This is a genomic window from Microbacterium sp. Cr-K32 (assembly GCF_000708345.1).
GTDB lineage: Bacteria > Actinomycetota > Actinomycetes > Actinomycetales > Microbacteriaceae > Microbacterium > Microbacterium maritypicum_A.
Genome location: NZ_JARD01000028.1, coordinates 14815 through 30226, shown reverse-complemented (window position 1 = coordinate 30226; position 15412 = coordinate 14815). Strand labels below are relative to the sequence as shown.

14 protein-coding genes and 1 tRNA gene are annotated in these 15412 nt (G+C 67.8%); 8 read left to right on the top strand and 7 right to left on the bottom strand.

The genetic code is table 11. The annotated features are described in order from the left end of the window. The first annotated feature begins 74 nt into the window (after positions 1-74). From GZ64_RS0114495 to GZ64_RS0114480, 4 genes are all read left to right on the top strand, one after another. Positions 75-1547, top strand: coding sequence for a malate:quinone oxidoreductase (locus GZ64_RS0114495; protein WP_021199136.1), 1473 nt, complete (start codon positions 75-77; stop codon positions 1545-1547). A gap of 9 nt (positions 1548-1556) precedes the next feature. Then, positions 1557-2210, top strand: a complete 654-nt coding sequence (locus tag GZ64_RS0114490; RefSeq protein ID WP_021199135.1) for a thymidine kinase — start codon at positions 1557-1559, stop codon at positions 2208-2210. A 213-nt stretch (positions 2211-2423) separates the two neighbouring features. Then, a complete protein-coding gene (locus tag GZ64_RS0114485) occupies positions 2424-3146 on the top strand; it encodes a FadR/GntR family transcriptional regulator (protein WP_029267273.1) in 723 nt (240 codons plus the stop codon). A gap of 10 nt (positions 3147-3156) precedes the next feature. After that, the gene (locus tag GZ64_RS0114480; RefSeq protein WP_029258715.1) at positions 3157-4416 is read left to right on the top strand and encodes an alpha-hydroxy acid oxidase; all 1260 of its coding nucleotides are present in this window, start codon (positions 3157-3159) and stop codon (positions 4414-4416) included. Between the two features lie 42 nt (positions 4417-4458). Here GZ64_RS0114480 and GZ64_RS0114475 read toward each other — a convergent pair whose 3' ends face one another. The 6 genes from GZ64_RS0114475 to GZ64_RS0114450 all read right to left on the bottom strand — a co-directional run bounded on the left by GZ64_RS0114475 (position 4459) and on the right by GZ64_RS0114450 (position 10278). Beyond that, positions 4459-5301 carry a DUF1295 domain-containing protein gene (locus GZ64_RS0114475; protein WP_029267272.1) on the bottom strand — a complete coding sequence of 281 codons (843 nt, stop codon included), beginning with the start codon at positions 5299-5301 and terminating at the stop codon, positions 4459-4461. 52 nt (positions 5302-5353) lie between these two features. Beyond that, a complete protein-coding gene (locus tag GZ64_RS0114470; RefSeq protein WP_029258713.1) occupies positions 5354-6109 on the bottom strand; it encodes an HAD-IIB family hydrolase in 756 nt (251 codons plus the stop codon). Beyond that, on the bottom strand, positions 6106-6582 hold the full coding sequence (locus GZ64_RS0114465; protein ID WP_021199130.1) for a VanZ family protein: 477 nt from the start codon (positions 6580-6582) through the stop codon (positions 6106-6108). The genes GZ64_RS0114470 and GZ64_RS0114465 overlap by 4 nt, the downstream gene beginning before the upstream one ends. A gap of 67 nt (positions 6583-6649) precedes the next feature. Next, positions 6650-6726: transfer RNA gene (locus GZ64_RS0114460), tRNA-Pro, on the bottom strand. Positions 6727-6781: 55 nt separating this feature from the next. Then, positions 6782-7723, bottom strand: a complete 942-nt coding sequence (locus GZ64_RS0114455; RefSeq protein ID WP_029267271.1) for a metallophosphoesterase — start codon at positions 7721-7723, stop codon at positions 6782-6784. Then, positions 7714-10278 (bottom strand): transglycosylase domain-containing protein, encoded by a 2565-nt coding sequence (locus GZ64_RS0114450; RefSeq protein WP_029258710.1) that lies wholly within the window; start codon positions 10276-10278, stop codon positions 7714-7716. The genes GZ64_RS0114455 and GZ64_RS0114450 overlap by 10 nt, the downstream gene beginning before the upstream one ends. Before the next feature lie 89 nt (positions 10279-10367). On the opposite strand from GZ64_RS0114450, the gene GZ64_RS0114445 reads away from it, so the two are divergent. Continuing rightward, positions 10368-10592 carry a hypothetical protein gene (locus GZ64_RS0114445; RefSeq protein ID WP_021199127.1) on the top strand — a complete coding sequence of 75 codons (225 nt, stop codon included), beginning with the start codon at positions 10368-10370 and terminating at the stop codon, positions 10590-10592. After that, on the top strand, positions 10589-11047 hold the full coding sequence (locus GZ64_RS0114440) for a RidA family protein (RefSeq protein ID WP_021199126.1): 459 nt from the start codon (positions 10589-10591) through the stop codon (positions 11045-11047). The genes GZ64_RS0114445 and GZ64_RS0114440 overlap by 4 nt, the downstream gene beginning before the upstream one ends. Before the next feature lie 85 nt (positions 11048-11132). Here the strand turns inward: GZ64_RS0114440 and acs are convergent, their stop codons facing one another. Beyond that, positions 11133-13100, bottom strand: a complete 1968-nt coding sequence (acs, locus tag GZ64_RS0114435) for an acetate--CoA ligase (protein ID WP_029267269.1) — start codon at positions 13098-13100, stop codon at positions 11133-11135. 401 nt (positions 13101-13501) lie between these two features. Here acs and GZ64_RS0114430 point away from each other — a divergent pair, with 401 nt between their 5' ends. Next, positions 13502-14509, top strand: a complete 1008-nt coding sequence (locus tag GZ64_RS0114430; protein ID WP_029267267.1) for a TadA family conjugal transfer-associated ATPase — start codon at positions 13502-13504, stop codon at positions 14507-14509. Beyond that, positions 14509-15405, top strand: coding sequence for a type II secretion system F family protein (locus tag GZ64_RS0114425; protein WP_029267265.1), 897 nt, complete (start codon positions 14509-14511; stop codon positions 15403-15405). The genes GZ64_RS0114430 and GZ64_RS0114425 overlap by 1 nt, the downstream gene beginning before the upstream one ends. Positions 15406-15412 lie beyond the last annotated feature (7 nt).

Sequence of the window (15412 nt, the reverse complement as noted above, 5' to 3'; positions counted from 1 at the left end):
CGCGATGTGGAAGCGGTCTGACCGGGCCGTGCCGCATGGTCGGCGGTGGCGTGCCCGCGAACTAGACTGGTTCGGTGACTGAAAACGTCGATGTCGTCCTGATCGGCGGTGGCATCATGAGCGCCACCCTGGGTACTCTCCTGCACGAGCTGCAGCCGGAGTGGAAGATCGTCGCCTTCGAGCGACTCTCCGAGGTGGCTCAGGAGAGCTCGAACCCGTGGAACAACGCCGGCACGGGGCACGCCGCACTGTGCGAGCTGAACTACATGCCGCAGCAGGGTGATGCCCCGCTCGACCCCGCCAAGGCGGTCTCGATCAACGAGCAGTTCCAGCAGAGCCGGCAGTTCTGGTCGTCGCTGGTGGAGAAGGGCGTGCTCGATGCGCCGTCGACCTTCATCAACGCGACGCCTCACATGACGTTCGTGCGCGGTGAGAAGGATGTCGCGTACCTCAAGAACCGGTACGAGGTACTCAAGAAGCAACCGCTGTTCGCGGGCATCGAGTACAGCGAGGATTCCCGCGTCATCAACAAGTGGGCGCCGCTCCTCATGCAGCAGCGGGTGAAGGGCGAGCCGTTCGCCGCGACCCGCGTTCCCGCGGGCACCGACGTCGATTTCGGCGCCCTCACGCACCAGCTGTTCGACCACCTGACCGACTCCGGCGTCACGCTGCGCACCAACCACGAGGTGCGCAGTCTGAAGAAGCAGAAGGACGGTACCTGGCTGGTCAAGTACCGCAACAGCATCGGTCACACCCCGAGCGAGGTCAAGGCGCGCTTCGTGTTCGTCGGGGCCGGCGGCTGGGCTCTCAAGCTGCTGCAGAATTCCGGCATCCCGGAGATCAAGGGCTACGGCGTCTTCCCGATCGGCGGCCAGTTCCTCAAGACCACCAACCCGACGATCGTCGCCCAGCACAAGGCGAAGGTGTACTCGCAGGCGTCGGTGGGTGCACCGCCCATGTCGGTCCCGCACCTCGACACGCGTGTCGTCGACGGCGAGGCCTCGCTCATGTTCGGGCCGTTCGCGACCTTCAGTCCGAAGTTCCTGAAGAACGGGTCGATGCTCGACATCGTCTCGCAGGTGCGCGCGCACAACCTGCTGCCGATGCTGCAGGTGGCGGTGAAGAACCCCGATCTCATCACGTATCTCATCAGCGAGCTGCTGAAGAACCACGCCAAGAAGGTCGACAGCCTGCGTACGTTCATGCCGACCGCGAAGGACGAGGACTGGACGCTCATCGACGCCGGCCAGCGCGCCCAGGTCATGAAGAAGGACCCGAAGAAGGGTGGCATCCTGCAGTTCGGTACCGAGGTCGTCGCGGCGGCCGACGGGTCGATCGCGGGCCTGCTCGGAGCTTCTCCGGGCGCCTCGACCGCCGTGCCGATCATGCTCGATCTGCTCAAGAAGTGCTTCCCCGCGGAGTACCCGGGTTGGGAGCCCGAGCTGCGCGCGCTGATCCCCACGTTCGGTGAGAAGCTGAACGAGAATCCGGAGCTCGCCGAGAAGTCGACCGCAGCGACCGCAGCCGCACTCGGCATCAACGTCTGAGGTCGCACCGTGGCGAAGCTCTACTTCCGCTACGGCGCGATGAACTCCGGAAAATCGACCGCCCTGCTGCAGGCCGCCTACAACTACGAGGAGCGCGGGCAGCACGTGCTTCTCGCGAAGCCGGCGATCGACACCAAGGGGGCATCCGAGATCGAGAGTCGACTCGGCGTCACCCGTCGGGTCGACTTCCTGATCGATCCCGATGACGACGCGCGTGCGATCTTCGCCGCACATCGCGGGCGCATGCAGCATGCGTCGGACGACGAGCTGCTGCCGGAAGGGCCGAGCGACGTCGCCTGCCTGCTGATCGACGAGGCGCAGTTCCTCACGCCGACCCAGGTCGATGATCTCTTCCGCATCGCGGTGGTCGACGGAATCCCGGTCATCGCCTACGGCATCCGCAACGACTTCCTCACTCATGCCTTCCCCGGATCCGCGCGACTGCTCGCGATCGCGCACTCGCTGGAGGAACTCAAGACGATCTGCCGCTGTGGGCGGAAGGCCGTGTTCAACGGTCGCGTCGTCGGTGGACGGTTCGTGTTCGACGGCGACCAGGTCGCTATCGACGAGGGCGCGACCGGATCGGCCTCGCCGGAGCTGACCACCTATGAGTCGCTCTGCGGTACCTGTTACCTCGAAGAGTCCGGTGGTCGCCTGGGCTGAGGTCGGCCCGATCCGTCGAGGCGCCCGTCGGCCGCTGCCGTCGCGCAGCCGTGCACAATCCAGGAAGACAGTCGGCCCCGTGCCGCGGTGAGCCGTCTGCGACGCACGTCGTCGTCTTCTTCCTGGGTTGCGCACGCAGCGCGGCGACCGAGCGCGCCTGTTTGCGTGGTCTGACCACACGCGATACTCTGTGGTCTGACCACAGGAGGTTCGATGACCGACCAGCCGGCGCGCGCATGGCGACTCGTGCTCGAGCACATCGAACGCGACCTCCTCGACGGACGTCTCGGTCCGGGTGATCGTCTCCCGTCCGAGCGTGATCTGGCATCCGAGCTCGGCGTCGGACGCTCGAGCGTCCGCGAGGCGTTCCGGGTGCTCGAAGTGATGGGGCTCATCCGCACGGCGACCGGCTCGGGCCCGCAATCGGGCGCCATCGTCATCGCCACGCCCACCGGCGGCATGTCAGCGCTGCTGCGGCTCCAGGTGGCGGCGCAAGGCTTCCCGCTCGACGACGTCGTGCGCACGCGTCTGGTGCTCGAAGACGCGGTCGTCGCCGCGATGGCAGGCGCCCCCGAGCGCGACACGGACCGCGCCCATGAACTGCTCGCCGCGATGGACGCCCCGGGCCTCGCCCCGTCGGAGTTCCTCGCCCTCGACGCGCAGCTGCACCTCTCGCTCGCCGAGGCCAGCGGAAACACGGTCATCGCCGCGATGATGGCGGGTCTTCGTTCCTCGATCGAGTCCTACGTGCAGGCGGGCGTCTCCGCGATCGCCGATTGGGGGGCGATGGCGACGCGGCTTCGCGCCGAGCACCACGCACTCGTCACGGCGATCGATGCCGCCGACGTCGAGACAGCGCGTTCCCTGGTCCACACGCACATCACCGGCTACTACACGTCCGCGGGCCTGACCCGTGAGATCCACCCCCAGATCTGAGAGGCACATCATGGTGCAGCGCCAATTCCCCAACCCCGTCGAGCTCCTCGAGCTGATGAAGTTCAAGAAGCCCGAACTCGACGGTCGCAAGCGACGGTTGGAGGGTGCTCTCACGATCGATGATCTTCGCCTGATCGCCAAGCGCCGCACGCCGAAGGCCGCGTTCGACTACACCGACGGCGCCGCCGAGGGCGAGCTGTCGCTCACGCGCGCACGTCAGGCGTTCCAGGACGTGGAGTTCCACCCCGGGATCCTGCGACCGGCGCCGACCGTCGACACCAGCGTCGAGATCCTCGGCGGTCCGTCCGCTCTGCCGTTCGGAATCGCCCCGACCGGGTTCACCCGTCTGATGCAGACCGAGGGGGAGACGGCGGGCGCGGGCGCCGCGGCCGCCGCCGGGATCCCGTTCACGCTCTCGACCCTCGGCACCACTTCGATCGAGGGCGTGAAGGCTGCCAACCCGCACGGACGCAACTGGTTCCAGCTCTACGTCATGCGCGACCGTGAGATCTCCTACGAGCTCACCCGTCGCGCCGCCGCCTCGGGGTTCGACACCCTGCAGTTCACGGTGGACACCCCGGTCGCGGGAGCGCGTCTGCGCGATAAGCGCAACGGGTTCAGCATCCCGCCGCAGCTGACCCTCGGCACGATCATCAACGCGATCCCGCGCCCATGGTGGTGGTATGACTTCCTCACCACCCCGAAGCTCGAGTTCGCCTCGCTCAGCACCACCGGGGGGACCGTGGGCGAGCTGCTGGACGCCGCGATGGACCCCACGATCAGCTATGACGATCTCGCCGTCATCCGCGATATCTGGCCAGGCAAGATCGTGATCAAGGGCGTGCAGAACGTCGAGGACTCGGTGCGTCTGCGCGATGCCGGAGTCGACGGGATCGTCCTCTCGAACCACGGTGGCCGCCAGCTCGACCGTGCACCGATCCCGTTCCACCTGCTTCCCGAGGTGCGCAAGGCCGTGGGCGACGACTTCACGGTGATGATCGACACCGGCATCATGAACGGTGCGGACATCGTCGCCGCGGTGGCGCTCGGAGCGGACTTCACGCTGATCGGACGGGCGTACCTCTACGGTCTGATGGCGGGCGGACGTCAGGGTGTCGACCGCACGATCGCGATCCTGCGCAGCGAGATCGAACGCACGATGCGCCTGCTGGGTGTCGCCTCGCTCGCCGAGCTCGAGCCCGCGCACGTGACCCAGTTGACCCGCTTGGTTCCCGTGGCCCGCGCCGCCGCGGAAGCCCGCGTGCACTGAGCCCTGCTCGTCCGGATCTGACCGGGAGGTGGCCACGTCGTCTCAGGACTGCGTGGCCACCGCCCTGGTGCGTGGGGGCCACGGCACCAGCATCGACGTGGTCTTGCGGTACTGGGCGTACGCCGGATACTTCGACGCGGTGATCGACTCGGTGAAGATCGTCGAGCCGATGAAGAGCACGGTCAGCAGAGCCGGACCGACGATCGTCGGATTCAGCACCCCGCCGATGACGCCGGCTCCGCCGGTGACCGCAGCCGTCGCTCCGATCGCGTAGAAGGCCCACCACTGCGCCTGCTCGAAGAAGAAGTTCGGGTGCCGGCTGTATCGGAAGAGGCCCGTCGTGGCGAATCCCGGTGCGAGCGTGCCACCCGCCTGCTTCTTCCGCTGATGGAACACCCACTGCTGCTGATCGGCGATCGTCTCTCCGACGAGGAAGGCGACGAATGCGGCGATGAACAGCGCGTCCCACCCGGTGAGGGCCGAAGGGTGCTGTGCGGCGACCAGCGTCGGCAGCGTGATGAGCACGAGCAGTGCCATCTGATAGCAGATGATGAACAGCGCGTTGAAGATCTGGAACTGCCAGGGCCGCATCCGCCCACGCAGGATAGCCCAGCGGTAGTCCTCCATCCCGGTGTAGCCACCCTTGCGGGCGAAGTTGAAGGTCAGGCGTGCGCCCCACGCGGTGGCGAGCACACCCATCACGACCACACGCGCCGACCCGTCACCGTTCACGAAAGCGCCGGCGACGAAGATCCAGACGTAGGCCACCGGCACGATCGACCACGCGCGGTCGACCCAGGAGGTGTCGCGGGTGATCAGGGAGAGCACCCAGCAGACGGCGCTGGTGGCCGCGGCGACGACGATGACGATCAGCAGGGCATCCATGACGCCATGCTAGGACTCTCGCGTAGGGTCGCGCAGCGCGACACCGCGAAGGTCAGAGCGTCAGCAGAAGCGCGTCGAGCTTGTCTGCGGTGTCTTCCCAGCCGTCGACGGCGATGGCGGGAACACCGATCGCGAGCACGGGGTAGTCGTTGCCCCCCTCATCGAGCCGGTCGCCGTAGAACAGCATCTCGGTGAGGGCGATGCCGGTGTGCGCGGCGAGTTGCCGCATTCCGAAGGCCTTGTCGATACCGGCTTGGGTGATGTCGATCGAGGTCGAACCGCCCGAGCGCACCTCGAGACCGGGAAGGCGTGCGGCGACCGCATCCCGCAGCGCAGCCCGCTTGGCGCCCGTCGGGTCCCAGTCGTGCTTCGCCTCGCGCGGCGCACGCTGACCGAGCGCCGAGAAGGTGATCTGCGATCCGCGGTCCTCGAGGATGTCGCCCCACGGCTCGGCCTCCCACAGTCCGAGGCGCTCGGCCTCTTCGCGCAGAGCCGTGAGGGCCGCCTGCTTGTCGGCCTCGCTGAGATCGTGGGCGTAGACCGGGGCGAAGTCCGTGCCGTCGTGGCGGAGGTAGCGGGTGCCGCAGGTGGGCAGGAGGTGCAGGCGGGCGAGATCGGAGGGGTCAGCGTCTCCGAGCTGTGCGATCACCTGCGAGCGGAACTGCGCCTCGTTCCCTCCGGAGATGATGGCGACGTCGACGGTGCGCAGCAGAGTGCGGAGCAGCGCGGCGATCCGCGGGTCGATCAGGCCCTTGGAGGGGGCGAGCGTGTCATCGAGATCGAAGGCGACGAGTGTGGGCGCGGTCATGATGTCTCCAGCCTAGAAGGTGGACGCTGGGAGGATCTCGGGGCGATCAGCAGGGTGAAGGCGACCGCGACGGCGACGCCGATGATGGCGCCCGTCGAGTTGGCGACGACATCGTTCACGGTGGCCGCGCGGTGGGGGAGAGCCACACGTTGGGCGATCTCGATCATCGCTGACAGCAGCGGCCCCACCAGCACAGCGAGGAACCAGATACGACGGGGGAGGAGTAGGAAGGCGAGGATGCCGACCGGCACGAAGACGAGCACGTTCGCGATGATCTCGAGCCGGGTGAAGTCGAGCCACTCCCAGCCGAGACGGTGAGCTGTGGCGAGCACGAGGTCGAGCAGATTCGGCATCGACTCCTCGACCTTCGACGGCGTGAGGGTGAGAGCGGCGAGGCCGATCAGGAAGGGGACACCGAGGGCGATCGCCCAGGCCCGGGTGAAACGGCGCGGCGGCGGGAGCAGAGAGTTCATGCGTTCCCTTTCGTGCACGGTCCCGGTACAGAGAAGGCCGCCCCTGAGGGCGGCCTTCCGGTGTTACTGGTCGGGGTGACAGGATTTGAACCTGCGACCTCTTCGTCCCGAACGAAGCGCGCTACCAAGCTGCGCCACACCCCGTTTGCAACCCTCCGAGTCTACAGGGAAATGTTCCCTGCGCCGAATCGAGGCCGGATCACACCTGTGCGGTCAGAGTGAGCAGCGTCGCCTCGGGGCGGCAGGCGAACCGGACCGGCGCGTAGATGGAGTGTCCACACCCCGCGCTGACGTTGAGCGGCACAGTGCGGCCGCCGTGCGACCAGGTGCTGAGCCCCTTGGCCTGCTTGAGCGGGATGTCGCAGTTCGCCACGAGAGCCCCGTACCCGGGAATGCACACCTGACCGCCGTGCGTGTGGCCACCGAGGATCGCATCGGCACCGAGATCGATGAAGCCGTTGAGCACCCGCTGATACGGCGCGTGCGAGACGCCGAGGACGGGCGTCGCTGCGTCGCGGGCACCGAGAGCCGCGATGGCATCGGGAAGCTCATCCAGACGGTCCCAATCGCGGTGAGCGTCGTCGACACCGAAGAGATCGACGTCGCTGCCCGCGATGTTCAGCCGCGCCGCAGAGTTGTTGAGCTCGGTCCAGCCCAGCTCGTCCGCGAAGTACCGATCCATCGCGTCCGTGTCGAGAAGCTCCGGCTTGTGGTGCTTCTTGGACGGTCCGAGGAAGTAGCGGAAAGGGTTCCGCGGAGACGGCGCGGCGACGTCGTTCGAGCCGTGCACGAACACGCCGGGGATGCCGGCGAACGGAGCGAAAGCGCGCCGGATGCCGTCGAGTCCGTTCTCGTGGCCGAGATTGTCCCCGGTGTTCACGATGAGGTCGGGCTTCAGCTCGGCGAGGGAGGCGAGCCAGTCCTGCTTGCGATGCTGCCACGGCGCCATGTGCGCATCGGAGATGTGCAGGATGCGCAGCGGTGCGGCACCGGGCGGGAGAGCCACTGTTGAGGCCTCGCGCACGGTGAACAGGTACCGCTCGATCCCGATCCCCCAGATGGCGGCGCCGGCACCCACGGCCCCCACCGCGCCGAGCGCGATGAGGGCCGGGTGCGCGCCGCGACGGGCCGCTACTGGCACGTCACACGCACGGCGGTGGACTTGCTGGCCGCGGTGCCGGGCGCAGGGTCGGATCCGCCGACGACGGAGGTCGGTGGATTGCAGGAGTTGTCGAATTCGATATTCGTGAATCCTGCGGCACCGAGCGCGGCAGAGGCTTGGGCTCTCGACATCCCGACGAGATTCGCCGGGACGGTCGTGCCCTGTCCGTTGCTGGTCGTGAGGGTCACCGTCGCGCCAGTGGCCGCCTCCCCGGTCGGATCCTGGCCGGCGACCAGGCCGACGGCGAGGTCGCTGTCCACTGCTCCTCCGACAGAGACCTGGAAGCCGGCGTCCGTCAGGATCGCGGTCGCTTCCTCGACGGACTTGCCCACGACACTCGGAACCGTCGTCAGCTGCTGTCGGGTGAGCTTGCCATCGGGCTTCGGGAAGGCGTCTCCACCGTACGCAGCGTTCGCTGCGGCCTGCGCGGCCTGCGCCACCGGGTAACGCATGTCGTTGAGGTTCCAGCCGTTGGCCCTCTTGCGGTAGATGTTCTCCTGGCCCTGCCAGCGGCCGGCCCAGACCGCCGTGGCGACCTTGGTGCTGGACTCGATCATCATCGTCGACCAGGTGTCGTGCGTTCCGGTCTTGCCGATCAGCGGCGTGCCGTCGTTGGGGTTCGCCCGGGAACCGGTGCCCCCGCCACCCATGACGCTCTGCAACGCGAAGGCGGCCGTCGCGGCGACCTCGGGAGAGATCACTCCGTCGGTGCACGACGATGCCGGCAGTTCGCGGTCCTGACCGTCGGGGCCGACGACGCGATCGATCGCGCGCGGTGTGCAGTACTTCCCACCGCTCGCGACGGTCGCGTAGGCGTTCGCCATCGCGAGGGGGGAGATGTTCTTCGGGCCGAGCACGTCGAAGGGCACGTTCTCGTCGGTGACCTTGTCGCCGTTCGCCAGCGTGACACCCATACGGTCGGCGACCTTGTTGATGTCGCAGATATCGAGCTTCGACGCCATCGCGAAGTAACCACTGTTGAGCGAGTTCTTCGTGAAGCTCAGCACGGATCCGGTTCCACCGCCACCGCCACCGAAGTTGCCGATCTCCTTGGTGTTGGCGTTCTGCTTGGCTCCGCAGACGGGGATCTTCAGGTTCGTCTGCACGCTTCCGTTGAGAACCTCGTTGACGGAGTGGCCCTTCTCGAGCCAGTCGATCAGCGTGAAGAGCTTGTAGGTCGAGCCGACCTGGAAGCCACCCGAGTTCCCGTGGTTCTTATCGCCCGCGAACACCAGGGAGGAGTAGGCCTGATCATCGGTGGGAGTCTCGGTGAAGGTCGTGTTCTGCGTCATGGAGAGGATTCGGCCGGTGCCGACCTCGACCGAGACGCCGGCCGCCCCGAAGTACTGGTTGTCGGCGTTGGCGGGAACAACCTCGGCCATCTTCTCGGCGGCGGGGTTCTGGATGCGGTAGTCCAGCGTCGTGTAGATCTTGAGGCCACCGCGGCGGAGCAGATCCGTCCGCTCCTGCTGGGTCTTGCCGAAGGCCTCGTCGTTCAGCACGATCGACTTCACGTACTGGCAGAAGTAGGCGCTCGTGCCTGCGGAGGCGCATCCCTGCGTCGGTGGGTTCAGCGCGGGGGCGATCTCCGAGGCATCGGCTTCGTCGTACTGCGCCTGCGTGATCTTGCCGTCCGTGAGCATGCGCCCGAGCACGTAGTGTCGGCGGTCCTTCGTGAGCGAGTATCCGTCCGCCGCAGTGTTCAGGGCGACGCCCTCGGCGTTGGTGGTCGTGCCCTGTTCGGCCTTGTCGATGCGATACGTGTTGGGGTTCTGCACGATGCCCGCGAGAGTCGCCGACTGCGCGACCGTGAGGTTCGCCGCGGTCGTCGAGAAGTAGTAGTTCGCGGCGGCCTCGATGCCGTACACAGTGCCACCGAAGTTGGCGATGTTCAGGTAGCCGAGCAGGATGTCGTTCTTCGAGAAGTCCTTCTCGATCTGGATCGCGTAGCGCATCTCCTGCAGCTTGCGCTCGATGCCCTTGGCCCCGGTCGCGTTGGTCGCATCCTTCCAGCACTGCTGGAGGTCCTCAGAGTAGGTGTCGGACGTGGTGTCGACCTCCTGCTCGCACTTCTGGATGAGGACGTTCTTCACGTACTGCTGGCTGATGGTCGACGCACCACGGCTGGACGTGCCGCGCACGTTGTCCACCAGAGCCTTCACCGTGGCGCCGATGTTGACGCCGCCGTGGCTGTAGAAGTTCTTGTCCTCACTCGAGAGGATCGCGTCGTACAGGTTCGGGGAGACCTGTTCGTAGGTCACAGGGACGCGGTTCTGCTCGTAGAACGACGCGAGTTCGACCTGGGATCCGTCGGGGGCGGTCGCGTAGATGGTCGACTGCTCCATCGGCGTGCTCGGGTCGAGGCTCTCGGGGAGCTGATCGAAGAGCGTGAGGGCCTGGGTGCCTGCGAGACCGGTCATCGCGAGGACCGGAGTGACGCTGGCCGTGACGAGGAGACCGGCGACGGCGCTCAGGCCGACGAGCCCGACGAGACCGCCGAGCACGCCTCTCACCGTGCGATTCTTTTGGGGCATACGCTTGATCGTAGGGGAGTTCCCTGAATACCGCCTTTGACGAGCCCGCCCCGGATTTCGGGTGTCGTGCCCCGATCGACAGGAGTGCCATGACCACGTGGGAGTACCTCACCACGCCGCTGCTGATCCACAACACCGCAGCCATCCTCAACAACTGGGGCAAGCAGGGCTGGGAGCTCGTCCAGGTCGTGCAGGGCCCCGAGGGCGGGCTCGTCGCCTACTTGAAGCGCCCCGTGACGTCGGACGCGTCGACGAACGCCGGTCTCGCAGCCGCAGAACAGGCCGCCCGTCAGTTCGAGGGAGGCCAGGCATGAGCGTCTCCGCCCGTCTTGCCGAACTCGGCATCGAGCTCCCGGCCGTCGCTGCCCCGGTCGCCGCCTACGTCCCGGCGGTCGTGCACGGCGGTCTCGTCTACACCTCCGGGCAGCTTCCGTTCGTCGACGGTGCGCTTCCGGCCGTCGGCAAGGTCGGCGGCGAGGTCTCCGCCGAGGACGCCAAGTCCTACGCCCGCACCTGCGCGCTCAACGCCCTCGCCGCGGCAGCGGATGCGGCCGGCGGGATCGATCGCATCGTCGGTGTGCTCCGCGTCGGCGGCTTCGTCGCCTCGGCGGAGGGCTTCACCGGTCAGCCCGGCGTCATCAACGGCTCAAGCGAGGTACTCGGTGAGATCTTCGGCGATGCCGGGCGTCACGCCCGCGCGGCCGTCGGCGTCGCCGAGCTTCCGCTCGGCAGCCCGGTCGAGGTCGAGGTCGCCTTCCTGCTGGCCTGACACCGGCGCGGCATCCAGCCGCCGGTGAACCAGAAACGCGCCTCCCCGTCGGGGGAGGCGCGTTTTCTGTCTCGTCCGGGTGGCTCTACTTGACCTGCGCCGAGATGATGCTCATCACCGCGGTGTCGGCGAGGGTCGTCGTGTCACCCACCTCGCGGCCCTCGGCGACGTCGCGGAGCAGGCGCCGCATGATCTTCCCGGAGCGGGTCTTCGGCAGCTCACCCACGATGTAGACATCGCGCGGGCGGGCGATCGCGCCGATCTGCTCTCCCACCCAGAGGCGCAGCTGCTGGGCGAGGCCGGCAGGCTCGTGCGCGGCGAGATAGCTCTCCTTGATGATGACGAAGGCCACCACTGCCTGACCGGTCGTCTCGTCCGAGGCACCGACCACGGCGGCCTCGGCCGTCGCTTCGTGCGCGACCAACGACGATTCGATCTCCGCGGTCGACAGGCGATGTCCGGAGACGTTCATGACGTCGTCGACGCGACCCAGCAGCCACAGGTCGCCGTCGTCGTCGAGGCGCGCGCCATCCCCGGCGAAGTAGTAGCCCTGGTCTTCGAACTTCTCCCAATAGGTCTCCCGGTAGCGCTCGGGGTCGCCCCAGATGCCGCGCAGCATGCTGGGCCAGGGTTCGGTGATCACGAGGAGGCCGCCGCTGCCGTTGCCGACCTCGACGCCGCTCTCGTCGACGACGTCGATAGAGATCCCGGGCAGAGGCACCTGCGCGGAACCGGGCTTGGTCTCGGTGACTCCCGGAAGAGCGGACACCATGATCGCGCCGGTCTCGGTCTGCCACCAGGTGTCGACGATCGGGGTCTTGTTCGCCCCGATGACCTCGCGGTACCACATCCATGCCTCGGGGTTGATGGGCTCTCCCACCGAGCCGAGCAGTCGCAGCGACGACAGATCGAACTTCGCGGGGACGCTGCGGCCGATCTTCATGAACGAGCGGATCGCGGTCGGCGCGGTGTAGAAGATCGACACCTTGTACTTCTCGATGATCTCCCACCAGCGGCCGGGGTGCGGGGCATCCGGTGTGCCTTCGTAGAGCACCTGGGTCGCGCCGTTGGCGAGGGGGCCGTACGTGACGTAGCTGTGTCCGGTGATCCAGCCGATGTCGGCCGTGCACCAGAACACATCGGTCTCCGGGTGCAGGTCGAAGACGTACTTGTGCGAGTACGCCGCCTGGGTCAGGTACCCGCCTGAGGTGTGCAGGATGCCCTTGGGCTTGCCCGTCGTGCCCGAGGTATAGAGGATGAAGAGCGGATTCTCGGCGGGGAACGCCTGTGCCGTGTGCTCCGCGGAGGCGGCAGGGACGGCGTCGTGCCACCAGATGTCGCGGCCGTCGATCCAGTCGACCTCGTTCTCGCCACGGCGGACGACGAGGACGTGCTCGACGGTCTGCTGCTCACCGTCGCCGCGGTCGGCGAGGGCCTGGTCGACGGCCGGCTTCAGCGCCGAGACGCGGCCCTTGCGGTAGCCGCCGTCGGCGGTGATGACGAGCTTGGCGCCGGCGTCGTCGATGCGCGAACGCAGGCTGTCGGCGCTGAAGCCGCCGAACACGACGGAGTGGATCGCTCCCAGGCGAGCGACCGCGAGCATCGAGGCGATCGCTTCGGGGATCATCGGCAGGTAGATCGCGACGCGGTCGCCCTGGCCGATGCCGAGACCTTCGAGCACGTTGGCGACGCGCTTGACCTCGTCCGTGAGCTCGGCGTACGTGATGCGGCGGGAGTCGCCCGGCTCGCCTTCCCAGTGCAGGGCGACGCGATCGCCGTTGCCTGCTTCGACATGACGGTCGAGGCAGTTGTAGGCGACGTTCAGCTCGCCGTCCTCGAACCACTTCGCGAAGGGCGGGTTGCTCCAGTCGAGCACCTGGGTGAACGGCTTGTGCCAGTGCACCAGCTCTCGGGACTGCTCACCCCAGAAGGATTCGCGATCGGCGGCGGCACGCTCGTACAGCTCGGGCGAGGAGATGGTGTGGGCGACGAAGTCCTCCGACGGCGGGAACTTCCGGGTCTCGTCGAGAAGATGATCGATCTGGCTGCTCATCGGCAGGCGCTCCTTTGCGGCATACGGGTCTTACGAGCATGGTCGTGGGGGTGGCGACCAGGTCACCGCGAATCTATCTCCGCGGCCTCCTGTCGCATACTGCCGAAAGTCGGTAGTGCGGCCGGTTTTGTCAGGACGGTCGCCTTGCGTACACTCGACGACAGCCGAATTCTCATTCCGGCCTTGGCGTGCCCGATTCCCCCAATCGTGGTTCGTCGTGGGCGGCATCTCATTCCCCCCGTGAGATGCCGCCCATTCCTTTGGGAGCGCTCCCTGCCGTGCCGGGTTCCGCCGGAGGCGTCGCCTGCACCGTGGGCGGATGAGTGGTCTTATTCACAGGCGCTGAGCCGACCCGCGCCTCACGCCTTTCCCACACGACGGCCGCGCATAGCGTCGCGTCCATGCCTGATTCCTTCGTCATCCAGCCCAGGGGAGTTCGTTCGGCTGCGCCCGATGGGGAAGCCCCGCCCGAGACCCGTCGCCTGGATCCGGCGTTCGGGCCGCTTCTCACCCACCTCGACGATGCCGTCACCGATGTGTTCGTGAACGGGGCGAGCGGGCTGTTCGTCGACCGCGGGAGTGGAGCAGAGCCCGCACCGGGGTGGAGGGCTTCGGAGCGGGAGGTCCGCGACCTCGCCGTCGCACTGGTCGGTCTCGGGGGACGCCATATCGACGACCAGGCGCCCTGCGTCGACGTCCGTCTCGATTCCGGCGTCCGGGTTCATGCGGTCCTCGCACCGGTGTCGACCACCGGAACCGCCCTCTCGATACGCATTCCCCGCGTACGTGTCGCGGATCTCGACGCGCTCGCCGCTCTCGGTGCCTTCGATGCGCGCCAGCATGCCTGGCTGCTCGGGCTGGTGGCCGAGCGGGCGAACATCCTCATCACCGGGGGAACCGGAACGGGCAAGACGACGCTGCTGTCGGCCCTGCTGTCGGAGGTGTCGTCGACGGAGCGCATCGTCACGATCGAAGACGTCGCCGAGCTGCGTCCGCGTCACCCGCATCACGTCGCCCTCGAAGCGCGGCAGTCGAACCTCGAGGGCGCGGGCGGCATCTCTCTGGCGCGACTGGTGCGCGAGTCGCTGCGGATGCGTCCCGATCGGCTGGTGGTCGGGGAGTGCCGCGGTGAAGAGGTCCGGGAGCTGCTCACCGCCCTCAACACCGGTCACGACGGGGGTGCGGGCACTCTGCACGCGAGCGGGCTCCGCGACGTCCCCGCGCGGCTCGAAGCCCTCGGCGCCCTCGCCGGGATGGACGCGATCGCTCTCGCGCGGCAGGCGGTCAGCGCGTTCACGATCGTCCTCCACCTCGACCGCGCCCCCGGGGGCACCCGTCGCATCCGGCAGGCGGGGCGTCTCGTGATCGTCGGGGATCGTCTCGATGTCGAGGAAGTGCAGCCGTGGTGATGCGGTGGGGCCGTGTGGGGCGACGAGGGTCGACCGGCGCCACGGATGCCGCGACCTCGGTGCAGACGCTGGCCGTGCTGCTGCAGGCGGGGGCTGCGCCGGTCATCGCGTGGCGCCACCTGGCCGAGGCCGATGATCCGCAGGCGCGGGCTGTCGTCGACCGCCTCGATCGTGGCGTGCCGCTTCTCGAGGCCATCGAGGCTGAGGGCGGGGCGTGGATCGATCTCGCCGCCGCCTGGGAGATCGCGACGACGGTGGGGGCGCCGCTCGCCGAGGTTCTCCGCATGATCGCGGAGACGCTGCGAGACTCCGAGGCCGCGGCTGACGATGTGCGCATCGCACTCGCCGAACCCGCAGGAACCGCACGGCTGCTGCTGTGGATGCCGTTCGCCGGGGTGCTCCTCGGGTTCGCACTCGGGTTCGACACCATCGGAGTGATCTTCGGGAACGTGCTCGGCGCCGCCTGCGTCACCGTCGGCCTGCTCCTCGTCGCCGCGGCGCATCTGTGGACGACGCGCCTGCTGCGGCGGGCACGACCGGCGCCCGGCACCCCCGGGATGCACGCAGAGCTCGTCGCGGTCGCACTGTCGGGCGGGGCCTCGATCGATCGTGCGCATCAGCTGGTCTCGCAGGCGTCCCCCTCGGAGGCCGGCGATGAACGCGTTCGCTCCGTGCTCGAGCTCTCTCGCGCCGCGGGGGTGCCGGCAGTCGAGCTGCTCAGGGCATCCGCGGCCCAGGACCGACACGCCGCCAGAGTGCAGGGGCGGCTCCGTGCCGCGAAGCTCTCGACACGCCTGTTGTTCCCGCTCGGGGTCTGCACGCTGCCGGCTTTCCTCCTTCTCGGTGTGGTGCCGCTCCTGCTCAGCGTCCTCGTATCCGCGCCGATGCCGCTGTGACGTTCCC

Coding starts and splice junctions, on each gene's coding strand:
- GZ64_RS0114445 (WP_021199127.1), top strand. CDS start 10,368: ATGACCACGTGGGAGTACCTCACCACGCCGCTGCTGATCCACAACACC.
- GZ64_RS0114450 (WP_029258710.1), bottom strand. CDS start 10,278: ATGCCCCAAAAGAATCGCACGGTGAGAGGCGTGCTCGGCGGTCTCGTC.
- GZ64_RS0114440 (WP_021199126.1), top strand. CDS start 10,589: ATGAGCGTCTCCGCCCGTCTTGCCGAACTCGGCATCGAGCTCCCGGCC.
- acs (WP_029267269.1), bottom strand. CDS start 13,100: ATGAGCAGCCAGATCGATCATCTTCTCGACGAGACCCGGAAGTTCCCG.
- GZ64_RS0114485 (WP_029267273.1), top strand. CDS start 2,424: ATGACCGACCAGCCGGCGCGCGCATGGCGACTCGTGCTCGAGCACATC.
- GZ64_RS0114425 (WP_029267265.1), top strand. CDS start 14,509: ATGCGGTGGGGCCGTGTGGGGCGACGAGGGTCGACCGGCGCCACGGAT.
- GZ64_RS0114430 (WP_029267267.1), top strand. CDS start 13,502: ATGCCTGATTCCTTCGTCATCCAGCCCAGGGGAGTTCGTTCGGCTGCG.
- GZ64_RS0114470 (WP_029258713.1), bottom strand. CDS start 6,109: ATGACCGCGCCCACACTCGTCGCCTTCGATCTCGATGACACGCTCGCC.
- GZ64_RS0114480 (WP_029258715.1), top strand. CDS start 3,157: ATGGTGCAGCGCCAATTCCCCAACCCCGTCGAGCTCCTCGAGCTGATG.
- GZ64_RS0114465 (WP_021199130.1), bottom strand. CDS start 6,582: ATGAACTCTCTGCTCCCGCCGCCGCGCCGTTTCACCCGGGCCTGGGCG.
- GZ64_RS0114475 (WP_029267272.1), bottom strand. CDS start 5,301: ATGGATGCCCTGCTGATCGTCATCGTCGTCGCCGCGGCCACCAGCGCC.